General features: G+C 72.1%; 17 protein-coding genes. 9 read left to right on the forward strand and 8 right to left on the reverse strand.

The window, feature by feature from the left end:
- Positions 1-66 precede the first annotated feature (66 nt).
- Positions 67-1,725 carry a catalase gene (locus DEP02_RS18715; RefSeq protein WP_112468840.1) on the reverse strand — a complete coding sequence of 553 codons (1,659 nt, stop codon included), beginning with the start codon at positions 1,723-1,725 and terminating at the stop codon, positions 67-69.
- A gap of 132 nt (positions 1,726-1,857) precedes the next feature.
- Positions 1,858-2,736: a DMT family transporter gene (locus DEP02_RS18720; protein WP_112468841.1), complete on the reverse strand. Its 879-nt coding sequence runs from the start codon at positions 2,734-2,736 to the stop codon at positions 1,858-1,860.
- Between the two features lie 154 nt (positions 2,737-2,890).
- Between DEP02_RS18720 and DEP02_RS18725 the strand changes: the two genes are divergently transcribed.
- Positions 2,891-4,255 (forward strand): FAD-dependent oxidoreductase, encoded by a 1,365-nt coding sequence (locus tag DEP02_RS18725; RefSeq protein WP_112468842.1) that lies wholly within the window; start codon positions 2,891-2,893, stop codon positions 4,253-4,255.
- A gap of 11 nt (positions 4,256-4,266) precedes the next feature.
- Here DEP02_RS18725 and DEP02_RS18730 read toward each other — a convergent pair whose 3' ends face one another.
- The gene (locus DEP02_RS18730; protein ID WP_332871985.1) at positions 4,267-4,872 is read right to left on the reverse strand and encodes a DUF4097 family beta strand repeat-containing protein; all 606 of its coding nucleotides are present in this window, start codon (positions 4,870-4,872) and stop codon (positions 4,267-4,269) included.
- A gap of 333 nt (positions 4,873-5,205) precedes the next feature.
- Here DEP02_RS18730 and DEP02_RS18735 point away from each other — a divergent pair, with 333 nt between their 5' ends.
- Positions 5,206-6,324, forward strand: coding sequence for a YihY/virulence factor BrkB family protein (locus DEP02_RS18735; protein ID WP_112468844.1), 1,119 nt, complete (start codon positions 5,206-5,208; stop codon positions 6,322-6,324).
- A 123-nt stretch (positions 6,325-6,447) separates the two neighbouring features.
- Positions 6,448-7,671 carry a hypothetical protein gene (locus tag DEP02_RS18740; protein WP_232839181.1) on the forward strand — a complete coding sequence of 408 codons (1,224 nt, stop codon included), beginning with the start codon at positions 6,448-6,450 and terminating at the stop codon, positions 7,669-7,671.
- 39 nt (positions 7,672-7,710) lie between these two features.
- On the opposite strand, the gene DEP02_RS18745 is transcribed toward DEP02_RS18740, so the two are convergent.
- Complete coding sequence (locus tag DEP02_RS18745) at positions 7,711-8,742, reverse strand: hypothetical protein (protein WP_232839182.1); 1,032 nt, start codon at positions 8,740-8,742, stop codon at positions 7,711-7,713.
- A 219-nt stretch (positions 8,743-8,961) separates the two neighbouring features.
- Here DEP02_RS18745 and DEP02_RS18750 point away from each other — a divergent pair, with 219 nt between their 5' ends.
- From DEP02_RS18750 to tgmB, 3 genes are all read left to right on the forward strand, one after another.
- Positions 8,962-9,303, forward strand: a complete 342-nt coding sequence (locus DEP02_RS18750) for a YkvA family protein (protein WP_112468845.1) — start codon at positions 8,962-8,964, stop codon at positions 9,301-9,303.
- Between the two features lie 121 nt (positions 9,304-9,424).
- A complete protein-coding gene (tgmA, locus tag DEP02_RS18755) occupies positions 9,425-9,616 on the forward strand; it encodes a putative ATP-grasp-modified RiPP (protein WP_112468846.1) in 192 nt (63 codons plus the stop codon).
- A 15-nt stretch (positions 9,617-9,631) separates the two neighbouring features.
- Entirely contained in the window at positions 9,632-10,615 is a 984-nt protein-coding gene (tgmB, locus tag DEP02_RS18760; protein WP_112468847.1) for an ATP-grasp ribosomal peptide maturase, read from the forward strand.
- Between the two features lie 78 nt (positions 10,616-10,693).
- Here tgmB and DEP02_RS18765 read toward each other — a convergent pair whose 3' ends face one another.
- The 3 genes from DEP02_RS18765 to DEP02_RS18775 form a co-directional block, all read right to left on the reverse strand.
- Complete coding sequence (locus tag DEP02_RS18765; RefSeq protein WP_112468848.1) at positions 10,694-10,951, reverse strand: DUF5133 domain-containing protein; 258 nt, start codon at positions 10,949-10,951, stop codon at positions 10,694-10,696.
- Between the two features lie 144 nt (positions 10,952-11,095).
- Positions 11,096-11,341 (reverse strand): WhiB family transcriptional regulator, encoded by a 246-nt coding sequence (locus DEP02_RS18770; RefSeq protein WP_112468860.1) that lies wholly within the window; start codon positions 11,339-11,341, stop codon positions 11,096-11,098.
- 307 nt (positions 11,342-11,648) lie between these two features.
- Entirely contained in the window at positions 11,649-12,194 is a 546-nt protein-coding gene (locus DEP02_RS18775; protein WP_112468849.1) for a hypothetical protein, read from the reverse strand.
- A gap of 186 nt (positions 12,195-12,380) precedes the next feature.
- Between DEP02_RS18775 and DEP02_RS18780 the strand changes: the two genes are divergently transcribed.
- Positions 12,381-12,611 carry a DUF397 domain-containing protein gene (locus DEP02_RS18780; RefSeq protein ID WP_112468850.1) on the forward strand — a complete coding sequence of 77 codons (231 nt, stop codon included), beginning with the start codon at positions 12,381-12,383 and terminating at the stop codon, positions 12,609-12,611.
- Between the two features lie 98 nt (positions 12,612-12,709).
- Positions 12,710-13,633 carry a helix-turn-helix domain-containing protein gene (locus tag DEP02_RS18785; RefSeq protein ID WP_112468851.1) on the forward strand — a complete coding sequence of 308 codons (924 nt, stop codon included), beginning with the start codon at positions 12,710-12,712 and terminating at the stop codon, positions 13,631-13,633.
- 10 nt (positions 13,634-13,643) lie between these two features.
- Here DEP02_RS18785 and DEP02_RS18790 read toward each other — a convergent pair whose 3' ends face one another.
- Entirely contained in the window at positions 13,644-14,462 is an 819-nt protein-coding gene (locus DEP02_RS18790; RefSeq protein ID WP_112468852.1) for an SAM-dependent methyltransferase, read from the reverse strand.
- A gap of 219 nt (positions 14,463-14,681) precedes the next feature.
- On the opposite strand from DEP02_RS18790, the gene DEP02_RS18795 reads away from it, so the two are divergent.
- On the forward strand, positions 14,682-14,912 hold the full coding sequence (locus tag DEP02_RS18795; protein ID WP_112468853.1) for a hypothetical protein: 231 nt from the start codon (positions 14,682-14,684) through the stop codon (positions 14,910-14,912).
- The last annotated feature ends 180 nt before the right edge of the window (positions 14,913-15,092 follow it).

Here is a 15,092-nt window from a genome sequence, read left to right on the forward strand (position 1 = left end):
ACGGGGCCGGACGCCGCCGTCCTGGGGAGGTGGGCGGCCTCCGGCCCCGTTCGCTCGCTGTGCGCCTCAGCGCGTGACGACGTGCCGCTCGTTGGGGACGCAGTGGGTCATGGTGAGCCCCTCCACGTCGCGCGGCGGGTTCTTGCCGAGGTTGGACAGGCGCTTGCGGTCCTCGTCGGTCAGGTTCTGGTCGGGCAGCGGCTGCAGGTGCGCGACGTCCTTGGGGGAGATGCCCAGGCCCTCACCGACCTTCAGTCCGAGCTCGTTCTCCACCAGCAGGAAGTGCCACACCATGCGCTCCTGCACCGGGCGGTCGCACTGGGACAGCAGGTCGACGAAGTTCTTCACCAGGTCGTCGCGTTCCCACTGCTCCATCAGCAGGTAGCGCTGACCCGCCTGGAGGTAGTCGTTGGTGCGCGGGATGCGCCTGCGGGTCAGCCGGCCGCTGATCTCGGGCCCCTGCTCCTCGTGCGCCGGGTACGTGGCCTCGCACAGGGCGCCGTCGGTGATCGACGGTTCGTAGTTGATGCTCGGGTTGTCGCCGCCGTCCACGTGATAGGCCATCTGGCCGTCGCGCTGATTGGTGCGGACCTCGGCGTGCCTGGCCTGGTTGACCGGCAGTTGCAGGTAGTTGGGGCCGACCCGGTGGCGCTGGGTGTCGCTGTAGGAGAAGGTGCGGCCGACCAGCATCTTGTCGTCGGAGAAGTCGAGGCCGTCGACGAGCACGCCGGTGCCGAAGGAGATCTGCTCGTTCTCGGCGAAGAAGTTCTCCGGCATCCGGTCGAGCACCATCCGGCCCACCGGCCTGGGCGGGAAGTCCTGTTCGGGCCAGGTCTTGGTGTCGTCCAGCGGGTCGAAGTCCAGCTCCGGGTGGTCGTGGTCGTCCATCATCTGCACGAGCAGTTCCCACTCGGGGTGGTCGCCGCGCCCGATGGCCTCGTAGAGGTCCTTGGTCGCGTGGCCGAGGGAGTCCGCCTGGACGTTGGCGGCGTCCTCCTCGGTCATGCTGCGCACGCCCTGCTTGGGCATCCAGTGGTACTTCACCAGCTTGGTGTGGCCCTCGTCGTTCACCCACTTGTAGGTGTTCACGCCGAAGCCCTGCATGTGCCGGTAGTCGGCGGGGATGCCGCGCGGGCTGAACAGGTTGACCAGCATGTGCAGCGACTCCGGCGACTGCGACATGAAGTCGAAGATCCGCCGGGGCTGCTGTTCGAAGGTCACCGGGTCGGGCTTGAGGGAGTGGATGACGTCCGGGAACTTGATGGCGTCCCGGATGAAGAAGACGCCCAGGTTGTTGCCGACCAGGTCCCAGTTGCCGTCCTCGGTGTAGAACTTCACCGCGAAGCCGCGCGGATCGCGGGCCGCCTCGGAGGAGTCCCGGCCGCCGATGACCGTGGAGAAGCGCACGGCGACGTCCGTGCGCTTGCCGCGCTCCTGGAACAGCCTGGCCCGGGTGTGGCGGCTGATCGGCTCGTCCCCCCAGGAGCCGTACGCCTCGAAGAAGCCGTACGCCGTCACGCCCCGGGCGTGGACGACCCGCTCCGGGATGCGCTCCCGGTCGAAGTGGCTGATCTTCTCCAGGAACTGGTAGTTCTCCAGCGTCGCCGGGCCGCGGGGGCCGACCGTCCGCTGGTTCTGGTTGTCGTAGACGGGGTGGCCCTGCCGGTTGGTGAGGGTCTTCCGGCCGGCGCCCGGGGCGGGGCCCTTGCTGGATACGTCCGTCATGCTCGTGGACTCCTTCGACGATGCGTCCCTGCGGTCACGGGTGGGAATATGACCATCTTTGCCCCGTTTCCCTACCCTTCACGGCCGAAGCTAGGCCGAACGGACACCCGCACGTCCCGAGCCGCCGGGCGTTCAGCCGGCGGTCCGGCCGCCGCCGGTCAGGGCCTGCTGCAGGTGCGGGACGACACGCGTGAGCCGCAGGACGCCCCACAGGATCAGCCCGGCCCCGATCAGCTCCGGCGCGAGCCACCAGCCGACACGGATCCGCTCGTCGAACAGCGTGACGCCCAGCACCAGGCTGACCGTCGCGTCACCGATCGTCAGCGCCGGCTGGGAGGCCGCCAGCGCGCCGGCCTGGAGGGCGTTCTCCAGCAGCAACAGGGCGCCGATCCCGGTGAGGGCGAAGCCGTACGTCTGCCAGGCGGTCAGGAAGGCCGCGAGGCCGGAGGCGGCGAGGGTGCCGGTGGCGGACTTCAGCAGCGCGGCGGTCAGGGCGTTGCCGATGGCGGCGGCCGCGGCCAGCACGGCGGCCCGGAACAGGGCGGAGCGCCCGGTCCGGGCCAGGGCCACCGCGGTGGCCATCGCTCCCAGGCACAGCGCCAGGGCGGGGATCCACCGCACCATGGCCGCCTGGTCCTTCGCTCCGGTGGGGGCGGCCGAGACCAGGAGCAGCGCAAGACCGCCGACCACGCCCGCCACGGCCCACCAGCCCGCGCGGGGCAGTGCCCGGTGCATCAAGGGGACGGCGATGAGCAGGGCGAAGGGCAGCTCCAGGATGAACAGGGGCTGGACCAGCGCCATCGGCCCGTTGACCAGGGCGAGCGCCTGGAACAGGGCGGCTCCCGTCACCCCGCCGATGCCGGCCAGCCAGACCGGGCGGCGCACCAGGGCGAGCAGCAGGCGCAGCCCGCCGCCGCGCGCGACGGTGGAGGCCGCCTTGCGCTGGAAGGCCGTCCCCATGGCGTTGCTGACGGCCCCCATGACGGCGAAGCACACGGCCAACCCGACCACAGGTCCACGATGCCCGACGGATGGCGTGCCGTCCTGCCGCCCACCCCTGCCATAAGTCTGCTTTATGTCCTCATAGACCGGACCCACGTACCAACTTAGGTTTGCCTCAGCTTAGGGTGGCAGTCGCCTGTCCTCGCTCGAAGGGAACCTGATCATGCCCCGCCCCCTGCGGGTAGCCATCGTCGGAGCCGGCCCCGCCGGGATCTACGCCGCCGACGCCCTGCTCAAGTCCGACGTCGCCGCCGAGCCGGGCGTGTCCATCGACCTCTTCGAGCGCATGCCGGCCCCGTTCGGCCTGATCCGCTACGGCGTCGCCCCCGACCACCCCCGGATCAAGGGCATCATCACCGCGCTCCACCAGGTGCTCGACAAGCCGCAGATCCGGCTCTTCGGCAACGTCGACTACCCGGGCGACATCGGCCTGGACGACCTGCGCGCGTTCTACGACGCCGTGATCTTCTCCACCGGCGCGACGGCCGACCGGGCGCTGCCCATTCCCGGCGTCGACCTCGACGGCTCCTACGGCGCCGCCGACTTCGTCTCCTGGTACGACGGGCACCCGGACGTGCCGCGCACCTGGCCGCTGACCGCGCAGAAGGTCGCCGTCCTCGGGGTCGGCAACGTCGCCCTCGACGTGGCCCGCATCCTCGCCAAGACGGCGGACGAGCTGCTGCCGACCGAGATCCCGCCGAACGTCCACGACGGGCTGAAGGCCAACAGGGCACGGGAGATCCACGTCTTCGGCCGGCGCGGCCCGGCGCAGGCGAAGTTCAGCCCGATGGAGCTCAGGGAGCTCGACCGCTCCCCCAGCATCGAGGTCATCGTCGACCCCGAGGACATCGACTACGACGAGGGCTCCATCGCCACCCGGCGCGGCAACAAGCAGGCCGACATGGTCGCCAAGACGCTGGAGAACTGGGCGATCCGCGACGCCGGCGACCGGCCGCACAAGCTGTTCCTGCACTTCTTCGAGTCCCCGGCCGAGATCCTCGGCGAGGACGGCCGCGTCGTCGGGCTGCGCACCGAGCGCACCGCGCTCGACGGCACCGGCAACGTCAAGGGCACCGGCACCTTCAAGGACTGGGACGTCACCGCCGTCTACCGTGCCGTGGGCTACCTCTCCGACCAGTTGCCCAAGCTGCCCTGGGACCTGGAGTCGGGCACCGTTCCCAACGAGGGCGGCCGGATCGTCGCCGCGACCGGCGAGCACGTGCGGTCCACGTACGTCACCGGCTGGATCCGGCGCGGCCCCGTGGGCCTGATCGGCCACACCAAGGGCGACGCCAACGAGACGGTCGCCAACCTGCTCGACGACTTCGCGAACGGCCGCCTGCACACGCCCGCCTCCCCCGCCCCCGAGGCCGTCGACGCCTTCCTCGCCGAGCGCGACGTCCGCTTCACCACCTGGGACGGCTGGTACCGGCTGGACGCCGCGGAGAAGGCCCTGGGCGAACCGCAGGGCCGGGAGCGCGTGAAGATCGTCGGACGCGAGGACATGCTCCGCGCGAGCGGCGCGTAGCCGCCGTCCGGTCAGCCGCGGTCCGCGGTGACGTCTCCGTTGACGGTGGTCAGCGTCATGGTGCGGCCGGGCGGTGCGCCTTCGGTGGGGACGGTGACGGCGGCACGGCCGTTCGCGGTGGTCGCCGTGACCCGGTAGGCGGGGGCCGCGTGCGGGACGGTGACGTGCACCGATCCGTTGGCGGTCGACGCGGTGACGCGGGACGGCGCCGCGGCGCAGCCGAGGGCGACGTCGCCGTTGACGGTCCCGGCGTGCAGCGACCCGGACCGCACCTGGGTGGCGCGCACCGAGCCGTTGCGGGTGACCAGACGTACGGCGGCACCGCGGCGCCCCGAACCGGCCACCGTGACATCGCCGTTGACGGTGGTCAGGTCCAGGGCCGCGGACACGCCGGCGACGTCGATGCCTGCGTCGCGGGCCGAGACGGTCACGGAGGTGTCCGCCGGTATCCCGACCCGAGGCATCCGGGGGCAGGGGCCGTCGCCGTGTGCCGGGCAGGACAGGTCCAGGACCCATGTGCCGTCGCGGTGGTACCAGCGGTGGGTGACACCGCGCTGCACGGCGGCGCGGCCGGCGCCGGCGGGGCGCAGCCGCACACCGTTGGCGGTGGTGATCACCAAGCGTGTGCCCGGTGACGCGGCCGGCCCGCCGGCGGCCGTACCGGGGGTCGCGCTGCCGCCGTCGCCTCCGCACGCCGCTGCCAGTAGTACGGCCGCCGGCACAGTCACCGCCGCCCATACACGTGCCCGCGCGCCCTTCCACGACTCCATGGAGGTGCGGTTTCCCCGCCCGGACGCGTCCATGTCACGACGGACGGGGCGTGCCCCTGAGCGGATGGCGGGCGACCCCGTCCGGCGGCCATGGTGGAAGCCCCGCGGGCCCCGTGCGGTACCCGCACGCCGGACGGGAACACCACGCGTGTTTGCGGCGAGCGGGGACACCCGGACAGCATGAACCGTCTGCACCTCCCCGGTCACCGGGATCACCCCACCGGCAAGGACGCCCGGACGCGCGACGAGGCCGACGGGCGAGTACGCGACCGCGACCCGGGATCGGGGGCCGAAACCGCTGAAACCGCCGAAACCGCCGGGCCCGACGCCGCGGCCGAACGGCACGCTCCCGAGTCGCCCACCGACCTGCCCGGCCGCTCGTGGCTCGCGGTCTTCCGCCGCGTCCTCAAGGAGTTCAAGGACGACGAGCTGACCGACCGCGCCGCCGCTCTGACGTACTACGGGGTGCTGTCACTGTTCCCGGCGCTGCTCGTGCTGGTCTCCCTGCTCGGCGTGGCCGGCAGGTCGGCCACCACGCAGGTGCTGGACAACCTGCAGAAACTCACGCCGGGCTCGGCGCGGGACATCATCTCGAACGCGGTGCAGCAGTTGCAGCACAACGCCGGCGTGGGCTCCGTGCTGGCGGTGGTGGGTCTGCTCGGCGCGATCTGGTCGGCCTCCGGGTACGTCGCGGCGTTCATCCGCTCCGCCAACGCGGTCTACGACATCCCCGAGGGTCGCCCCGTGTGGAAGGTGCTGCCGCTGCGGGTGGCGCTGACCGTGACCCTGATGGTGCTCGCCGTGGCCAGTGGCCTGATCGTCGTCTTCACCGGATCCCTCGCCCGGCATGCGGGCACCGCGCTCGGCATGGGGGACGCGGCGCTGACCGCCTGGTCCATCGCGAAGTGGCCCGTCCTGGTCCTCCTGGTCACCATGATGATCGCGCTGCTGTACTGGGCCGCGCCCAACGCCAGGGTCCGCGGCTTCAGGTGGATCACCCCGGGCAGCCTGCTCGCCCTGCTGATCTGGATGGCCGCCTCGGCCGGCTTCGCCTTCTACGTGGCGAACTTCGGCTCGTACAACAAGACGTACGGCACTCTGGCGGGCGTCATCATCTTCCTCGTGTGGCTGTGGGTGACCAATCTGGCCATTCTGCTGGGCCTGGAGTTCGACGCCGAGATGGCGCGTCAGCGCGTGATCGACGGCGGGCATCCGGCGGACGACGAGCCGTATGTGCAGCCCCGGGACACCCGCGCCTGGGACGAGCAGGACCAGCGGCGCATGGACGAGGGCTGCTGAGCCACCCGACCGCGCGGCCGGCGCCGTCGGCGTGGCGGGACGGGCGTCGACCCCGCTGGATCGGGCATGATCCGGCGTGGCGATACTGAACGTGCATGCCGTCCCCCGCCCGCAGATTGGCTCATGTCGAACTCTCCCTCCCCCCGTCCCCCGGCCCCGCCCACGGTGTGGCCGGCCCGCGGCCGCCATGAAGGGCCGGCCGCGGAGGACGTCGTACGACGTCGCCTGAAGCGGCTCCAGGCCGACGGCGTCCTCCAGGACCACCTCGTGCCGGAGGACTCCGACCCCGCCCGCGAGCCCGTCTTCGAGGCCCGCTGGCTCGCGCCCGGCGAGGTGACTGTACGGGCCCGGCTCGCCCTGTCGCCCCCGCACGGCTCCGGGTCCGGACCGGCGCGGGAGTGGGTGCTGATCGCGGAGGCGGAGCAGCCCTGGGATCCTCGGTGGCCCTCCCCCGCGGCCATGTTCTGGCCGCGGGGGCCCGACGCCGGCTGGGACCGTGAAGCCGTCACGGGCCTGCGGCTCGGGGACGTCAACTCCCTGCCCGACGACGACAAGGAGCTCAGGCGCGTCCTGAAGCACGCGGTGCGGGACACCTGGGCCGTCCACGTCGTCGTGCACGAGGCCATGACGCCGGACGAGCGCGGCCGGCTGTCGCTGGTGCGGCTGCTGCCGGAGGGGCTGCGGCACCGGGTCGTGGAGCACCGCGCCGCGCCGCACCGGTTCCGGGCCGTCAACTGGGTGCTGGACGACTTCGGCGCCCGGGTGCCCCGCGGCGGCGCCGTCGTCCTGCCCGGCAGCCCGGCGGCGCCCGGCTACGACGCGGGCGGGTTCTCCGTGCGCAGTGTCTTCCTGGACGGCACGGAGCCCACGGAAGTCCTCGACGCGATCACGCGGTTCGCCGCGCTGCCCCGGCCCCTGCCGGACGGCGCCGACGAGGCGCTGACCGCGCTGCGCGAGGAGTGGCACCTGATGACCATGGAGGAGGAACTCGCCCGCGCGCGTGACCTCGCCGCCATGTACGCCGAGGCCCTGGAAGCGATGACGAAGTCCCGGGATCTGTACCGGGAGGCCGCCGAGCGGGCCCACGAGGCGCTCGCCGTGTACCGGGAGGCGGAGGCCGGGGGCGCGCTGCCCGCGAGGAGGCAGGGCCGTACGTCCGCGGGGTCGCCCTTCCAGCAGCTGGCCCGCGGCTTCGGACGCCTGAAGGACACGGCCCTGTCGCTGCGTCCCGGCACCGGCCCGGACGGGACCTCCCAGGAGAGAGCGGCCTCCCCGGCCGGCGACGGCTCCGGGGACGCCGCCGAGTCCCCCTCCGCCGGGTTCACACGGCCCCGGCCCGGTGACTGAGCCCGGCCCGGGGCGCGTTGCCCGGCGTGGACGAGGTGCTCACGGCACCGGCGGGTCGACGGCCTGTGAGCCCAGTGCGGTCGGCTGGGGCGGGGGATGTCTCTCGGCCACCTGGACCATCAGCAGCAGCGTCAGTGCGGCCAGACAGGCCAGTGAGGCGCACACCGCGGTGAGCCCGGCGCTCCGCGGCGGCGCCACGGTGACCGCCAGCGCCCGGGTCAGCTCGGCCGAGGCGAACCGGCCTTCGAGGTAGCCGACGCCCGCGAGCACGGCGGGGAGCACCGCCCCGGCCACCAGGGCCACCACACCGGTGCGCAGGACCAGCACGAGGGCCAGTGCCCCGCACAGCCCCGACACGGCGAGGGCGAGGACACAGAGCGGGACGGACACGCCCTCCCACCGCACCGGGAAGTACGCCGCGCCGCACACCGCGAGCGCCGCCGCGGCGATCCAGCCGGGCCAGAAGACGGGGCGTCCCGCCCTCTCCTCAGGCTCGACGGTGGCCGGCGGCTCCTCCCCCGCGGCCTGTGCGGCGCACGGCTCGTCGTACGGCCCGTCGTGCCGCTCCCGGGCCAGCCGGCCGATCAGCTGCACGAGATCCTCGACCGTGCGGCCGGCGGTGGCCGCGCGGACCGCTTCCCGTGCGCAGTGCGGCTGCTGCGGTGGCCGGTGCAGCAGGGCCACCAGCCGGGTGACGTCCGCCACACAGCGGCTCGTGACCGCGGCGCGGATCGTGTCGTCGGCGCTGTCGGCCGGGCGCGGTGGCCGGGTGAGCTCGGCGACCAGACGGGCGACGTCCTCCACGGGCCGGTGCAGGGCGACCGCGCGCAGGGCGTGGCGGACGGCGTCGGCGTACGCGGGCTCACCCTCCAGGAGGGCGACGAGCCGGACGACCTCCTCCAGTGGCCGGTCGTCGACGGCGGCCCGGACCAGGCCACTGAGCGGATCACCGTCCGCGCTGTCGTCCTCCGCGCCTCCCACCGCGCCGCCGGGCGGCCCGGACCAGTGGATCTCCTCGGGGAAGGCGATGACGGACTGGTTCGACTGGGGTGGTGAGGTGCGGGTGGTCATCTGTGCTCCCTCGCAGGGGTGCGGCCGCCCCCGCGCCCCCGAAGGCGACACGCCGTTTACCCTGACCATTACCGGGGGCGCTCCGCCGGCGCACCACCGGTGCGGGGCACTCGGGTGACCCCGTCCGGCGGTCATGGGAACGCGGCGACCGGGCATCCTGAAGGAACAGCTGCCGACGAACAGTGCGACAGGGCAGTACGGCAGGAAGGGGCGTGACCCGTGGACTCCACCGAGAAGGTGCTGCTCGTGGCCGCAGTGCTCGCGGCCGTCGTGCTCGGCGTGGCCGTCGCCCTGCTCGTGCGGCTGGTGCGCACCCGGCGCGATCTGCGCCGCGCCGGCCTTCCGACGGGGCCGCGCTGGGTCTTCTGGGGTGCCGTCGCGTATCTGATCCTGCCGACGGACCTGCTGCCCGACCCGGTGTACCTGGACGACATCGGTGTCCTGCTCCTGGCGCTGCGCTCGCTGCACGCAGCCGGAGGTGAACGGCTGCCCGTCCCGGCACGTCGAACGGGACGTTCCGGGCGTCGCGGACACGTGGACGCCAACGACTACGCTCCGTAAGGAAACCATTCACCCGTTCGATTCGTATAAGTGGTCGGGAACCTGAAAAAAGTCAGCGGGCCAAGCGACGCCGCAAGGACGACCACCGCTTGATCGCGGCTGCACCGACAGGGGAGAGACGATGCAACCGTTCGCGCTCAACTACGCACGTCCGGCAGTGGAATGCAAAGCGACCACGCCGTACGTCTATGACTCCGGGCTGCAGTTGAACGTCACCACGGACGGACGGATCGCCGCATCCGACCACGCGCTTCTCAGGGAGCTGGGCACCACGACCTCCACCGCGGGCTCCAAGACGCACTTCGACGACTGAACACGGCCCGCGACGATGACCGTACTGATCCTGACCGGCGAGGAGGACGTGACGGCGGACATGGTGGTGGTGCACCTGAACGCCTCCTCCGTCCCGGTGGTCCGGCTGGACCCGGCGGATCTGACCGCGGGCGTCGCCCTGTCGGGCGAGTACGTCCACGGCTCCTTCCGCGGCCATCTGTCCGCCGGCGGGCGGCTGGTGAGCGTGAACGGCCTGCGCTCGGTCTGGGTGCGCAGGCCGGGGGTTCCGGCGTCCCGGGCGGCGCAGTCCTCGGCGTGGCTGACCGAGGAGGCCTCGCAGGCCCTCTACGGGATGCTGCGCGGCTGCGCCGCCCGGTGGATGAACCATCCAGACGCGGCACGGCGCGCCCGGCACAAGCCCTGGCAGCTGCGGCTCGCCCAGCGCAGCGGCCTGCCCGTACCGGCCACCTTGATCACCACGTTCCCGCAGGCCGCCCGGGAGTTCGCCGAACGCTTCCCGGACCTGGTGGTCAAGCCGGTCTCCGGCGCGCATCCGCAGGAGCCGCCGAGGGCGGTGCCGACCAGCCGGGTCGCGCCGGACACGGACTTCGGCGCGGTGGCCTACGGCCCCACCCTGCTGCAGCGCAGGGTGGCCAAGCGCGCCGACATCCGGCTGACCGTCGTCGGCGACACGCTGCTGGCCGCCCGCAAGGCGACCCCGGCGGACGCCGACCCCGACGAGGTGGACGTCCGGTTCGCCACGTCCGATATGCCGTGGCTGCCCACCGAGGTGCCGCCGCGGGTGGCCGCGGCCGTGCGCACCTATCTGCGGGAGGCCGAACTGGTCTACGGCGCCTTCGACTTCGCCGAGGACGCGGACGGGACGTGGTGGTTTCTGGAGTGCAACCAGTCCGGGCAGTTCGGATTCATCGAGGTGGAGACCGGCCAGCCGATCGCCCGCACCATCGCCGAGTGGCTGGCCCGCCCCACCCCCGAGGACCGCGATCACGTCAAGGGCAGGCGCACGGTGGCTCCTTGACCACAGGCACGCCGTGCCACGAAAAGGCCCGGCGAAAGCCCGCGAGCCCCCGCCCGCCTGCCCTTGCCCGCGCGGACGTCAGACGGCCAGGGGCAGGCCGCCCTCGCCGTCCGTCTCCGTGGCGGCCTCCGCCGGCCGAGCCGGGGCGAGCAGCAGTGCGTCCGCCTTGCCGATCGCGTCGTCGATGCTGGTGGTGCCCATCATGACGCACAAGGTGTAGCTGACGTCCGCCAGTTCCCGGGCCGTCTCGGCCCGCTCCCTCTCCGCCTGAGCGATCTTCAGCGATGCGTACCGAGTCAGCAACGTCCTGACGACCTTCGGGTCCGGAATCAGCACGGAGCGCCCCTCTCTCGATTTTTGCTGCTCATGCCCCAGGCACGCCGTGCCATGCATGCCGACCGCCTCGAGGGCACACCTTCGACCGGATTCAGTCGCTTTCCGGTGACCGGGCCACCGGTCCCCACCAGGGGCCCGTCGGCGCTACCGGCCGCGGTCCCCGGAGCCGCGCCCCGTCACCGCGCGGCGCTCCCTCGCGGTCATGCCGCCCCAGACACCGTCGTACTCACGGTTGCGCAGGGCCCAGCTCCGGCACTCGTGCAGCACGGGACACCGGTGGCACACCGCACGGGCCTGTTCTATCTGCCGCAGCGACAGGCCGCTCTCCCCGAGCGGGAAGAACAGCTCGGGATCCTCGAAGCGGCACGCTCCGTGCTCGCGCCAGTTCATCTGCGGGGTGAAACTCACCGAGGCCTCCGCTCACACTCGGCCGCCCTTGTCCGGGCAGCTCCCGTCTGCGGCAACAGGGCGCCGCACGACCCGGCAGAGGTATCCGCAATATAGGTGTATTTCGGTCTCGCGGCCAAGGTCCTGCCCGCCATACGGAGGACGCGCGCAGGAAAACACGGCACCATGACCCCCGAGGAGCGGAAGGTCTGCGGTCATGAGGGGGATCCGGCGAAAAAATGTTCGCGTTCCTGGCCGAATCCAAGTGGTCCCGAGCGGCCGGGGCGGCCCGGATGTCCCGGGCCGCCGCTCACTCGGCGAGCGCGTCGGCGAGCTCCGCCGTGGCCCGGGCGATGTCCTGGTCCCGGTCCGCCAGCAGCATCGGCAGCGCACCGCTCCGGGCGCGCACGGCCTGCCGTGCTCTGCGCTCCCACACCACGGGGTTCTCCCGGCGGTTGAGGACCTTGGGGTAGATCGCGGCGACGCTCTCCCACTGCCGGGCGTCGGCGATGTTCTTGAGCAGCTGGATGATCTGCGGACGGCAGGTCACCCGCGGGAGCTGGGCGAGCTCCCACAGGAACGGGACCGTGGCGGCGGTCGCCTGTTCCACGACGAAGCCGTACTGGCAGATCCGCTTGCGCAGTTCCTCCAGGGCGGCGCGGGCGGTGCCGGCATCACCGCAGGCCACGTCGGTCAGCAACAGGGGGATGGCGACCGCGGGGCCGGTGGAGTCCCTGATCTCGCTCCAGGGCACCCGTCCCAGGGCCGACAGGGGTGCGGCGGTGGCCACGCCGGTCGACGGCGTCGCGCGGTCGGTGCGCTGTGTGCTCGGCTGCTGCGTCGGTGCGGTGCGCATGGCGTCGGGCCTTTCAGCGGCGGTCGTATGGGGGGCGCATCTCCCTGATGCGGCGTCAGCGCGAGGCGTCCATCAAGGGGTTGACGCCCCGGCTATTATCCACGCTGAAGGCGTCGGCGTGCAATTGCACGCGAAATTTCTCGCGAAAGTGCGCGGCGCGGGAACGCGAACAGCAAGGAGACTGCGGTGCCACCAGTGTGGAACGGAGTGCGGGCGAGCTCGTTGGACGCCCGCTGGATCAAGAGCCGGCACAGCAATGCCGAGGGCAACTGCGTGGAGGTCGCCGCTCTGGTCGGCGGCGGCATCGCGGTGCGCAACTCCCGTGATCCCGACGGTCCCGCCCTGGTCTACACCCCGGCGGAGGTGGCCGCGTTCCTGGCCGGCGCCAAGGAGGGCGAGTTCGACCATCTGCTGTGAAGCGGAGGGAAGTTGCCGACTTGTGCGGGCGCATGCGCTGCGCAGCCGGGCGGTGCGATAGTGTAACCGCCAAGTCTGCCGGCCCACTGGGAGTCAGGATGTCCGCCGAGCCGCATCGCCTCTCCCGCCTCGAACCCTATCTGGACCGGCCCGAGCCGGCCCCGACTCTGCTGAAGATGCTGGTCGGTGTCCAGCTGGCGGGCTTCCGCGAGGACGCCGGCCTGTCCCAGGACCAGGCGGCACGGGAACTCGGGTTCAGTGCCGCGAAGCTCTCGCGCATCGAGTCCGGCAAGGGGCGTCGCCCGCCGGCGGAGGGCGATGTCCGCTCCCTGCTGCGGCTGTACGGCACCGACGGCTACGAGTCCTCGGTCCTGCTCAAGCTGCTGCGGCGGGCGGGCGAGCCCGGCTGGTGGCAGCGCTACGACAAGCGGCTGATGCCCGAGTGGTTCGACCGGCTGGTCGGCCTGCAGGAGGCGGCCGCCGCGATCCGCACCTTCGAGATCCAGTACGTCCCCGGTCTGCTGCAGACCGCGGCGTACACCCGGGCGGTGGTGGAGCGCGGTCTGCCGACAGCCTCGGCGAGCGAGGTGCAGCGGCGCGTGGAACTGCGCACGCGGCGGGCCCGGTTGCTGCTGCGCCAGGACGCTCCGCGGCTGTGGGCGGTCATCGACGAGTCGGTGCTGCTGCGTGTGCTGGGCAGCCGCGAGGTCATGCGCGAGCAGCTCGGCCATCTGATCGAGATGGCGCAGCGCCCCAACGTGACCGTACAGATCATCCCGTTGGACGTGACGAACGCGTCCGCGCCCGGCATCCCGATCACCTACCTCCGCTTCGGCGGGCTCGATCTGCCCGACGTCGTCTACCTCGAGCACATCAGGAGCGCCAACTTCCTGGAGGACCGCGACGAGACGGAGGAGTACCGGATCGCCCTGGACCGGCTGGCCGACGAGGCGCTGACGCCCCAGGAGTCCCTGGCGCTGCTGCGCAGGACGGCCGACGACCGCTACTCCCCCGCTCCCTGAGCGACGCGGCTCAGCGGATCAGGCCTATGCCGCCGAACTCCACCCATTCGTGGGTGAGCTGACGGGGCGCCACGTCGGTGTCCGGCCGCCAGGTGGACACCTCCACCAGGCCCGGATCGAGGATCTCGAGTCCCTCGAACCACTCGGCGACGTCCTTCTCCTGGCGCACCCGGCCCCAGTTGCCCTGCGTCGCCCGGTCCATGAAGTCGGTGACGAAGGCGCGTACTTCCGGGTCCTCGCTGACCAGTTGGCACATGAGCACGAGGCTGCCGGGCGCGAGCCGTTCGCGTACGCGGCGGACCACCGCGAGGGGGCCGTCGGTGTCGCCGTCCGGGATGCAGTGGAACACGGAGTTGAACAGCACGGCCACCGGCTGCGAGAAGTCGATCAGACGCCGGGTCTCGGCGTGCGAGAAGATCTCGTCGGTCCGCCGCATGTCGGCGTGGAGGACGGCGGTGCGCTCGTCCTGCTGCAGCAGGGCCCGGCCGTGCACCAGCACCATCGGGTCGTTGTCGACGTAGACCACGTGTGTCTTGGGGTCGATGCGCTGCGCGACCTGGTGGACGTTGTCCTGGGTGGGCAGACCGGAGCCGTGGTCGAGGAACTGGCGGATCCCGTACTCCTCGGCGAGCACCCGGACGGCGCGCTGCAGGAAGCGCCGGTTGTTGAGGGCGAGGCGGCGGGTGCTGGGGACGACCTTGTCGAGTTCCTCGCACGCCGCGCGGTCCGCCGCGTAGTTGTCCTTGCCGCCCAGGTAGTGGTCGTACATCCGCGCGGCCGTCGGCACGTTCTCGTCAATGTTCGTGGACAGCTGGTTCTCCGTAGGCATCGATCCCCCAGACTCGCCGATTCCACCGCGCCAACCGGGCCGGTCCGACTGAGAGTACAGCGTGGGGAACCCGCCGTCCGTCCGAACGAGTCCACTGGTGAACGGCACTTCGCGACCGCCCCGGCATCTGCCCCGATCGTCACGAATTCTTCACCGCGCCGCACCCATCAACGGCGTGGTTCGGAGCACCCGGAGTCCTGTGCCGGCCGAGGGGACGTCGTGATATTTGTCGCTGTTCTGCTGCTGCCGCTCCTGTCCGTTCTGCTGCTGGTCGTGGACCGCCTGGAGGACCGGCTGTTCGCTCCCGCTCCGGTGCGGGGCCGCCATGCCGGGCACCGCAGACATCTGCGTCTGCTCCCGGGCGGCCGGCGCGGCACCGGAGCGGATGAGGGCGCGATCGCGTCCGGACCAGGCGAAGGCCCCGCCGAGGACCCGCGCCGCGCCGCATGACCCCGCTTCCCGCGGCACGCTCACCGACGGCCGGCCCGCACGGGCCGGCCGTCACTCTGTTCGGCACATCCCACGGACAGCGACGAGCCCCATCACGCGGGCGCCCGGCGCCCGTGGTGGGCGCCGGGCGCGGTCGGTACGGCTCAGGCGTGTCGGTGGGAACTCCGGCTGCCCGTGAAG

It is taken from the genome of Streptomyces triticisoli (genome assembly GCF_003270085.1).
Lineage (GTDB): Bacteria > Actinomycetota > Actinomycetes > Streptomycetales > Streptomycetaceae > Streptomyces > Streptomyces triticisoli.

Bases quoted from the DNA above. Each gene is read 5' to 3' on its own strand.
- DEP02_RS18725 (WP_112468842.1), top strand. From the start codon at position 2,891: ATGCCCCGCCCCCTGCGGGTAGCCATCGTCGGAGCCGGCCCCGCCGGG.
- tgmB (WP_112468847.1), top strand. From the start codon at position 9,632: ATGACCGTACTGATCCTGACCGGCGAGGAGGACGTGACGGCGGACATG.
- DEP02_RS18745 (WP_232839182.1), bottom strand. From the start codon at position 8,742: ATGACCACCCGCACCTCACCACCCCAGTCGAACCAGTCCGTCATCGCC.
- DEP02_RS18775 (WP_112468849.1), bottom strand. From the start codon at position 12,194: ATGCGCACCGCACCGACGCAGCAGCCGAGCACACAGCGCACCGACCGC.
- DEP02_RS18735 (WP_112468844.1), top strand. From the start codon at position 5,206: ATGAACCGTCTGCACCTCCCCGGTCACCGGGATCACCCCACCGGCAAG.
- DEP02_RS18785 (WP_112468851.1), top strand. From the start codon at position 12,710: ATGTCCGCCGAGCCGCATCGCCTCTCCCGCCTCGAACCCTATCTGGAC.
- DEP02_RS18790 (WP_112468852.1), bottom strand. From the start codon at position 14,462: ATGCCTACGGAGAACCAGCTGTCCACGAACATTGACGAGAACGTGCCG.
- tgmA (WP_112468846.1), top strand. From the start codon at position 9,425: ATGCAACCGTTCGCGCTCAACTACGCACGTCCGGCAGTGGAATGCAAA.
- DEP02_RS18715 (WP_112468840.1), bottom strand. From the start codon at position 1,725: ATGACGGACGTATCCAGCAAGGGCCCCGCCCCGGGCGCCGGCCGGAAG.
- DEP02_RS18770 (WP_112468860.1), bottom strand. From the start codon at position 11,341: ATGAACTGGCGCGAGCACGGAGCGTGCCGCTTCGAGGATCCCGAGCTG.
- DEP02_RS18740 (WP_232839181.1), top strand. From the start codon at position 6,448: ATGTCGAACTCTCCCTCCCCCCGTCCCCCGGCCCCGCCCACGGTGTGG.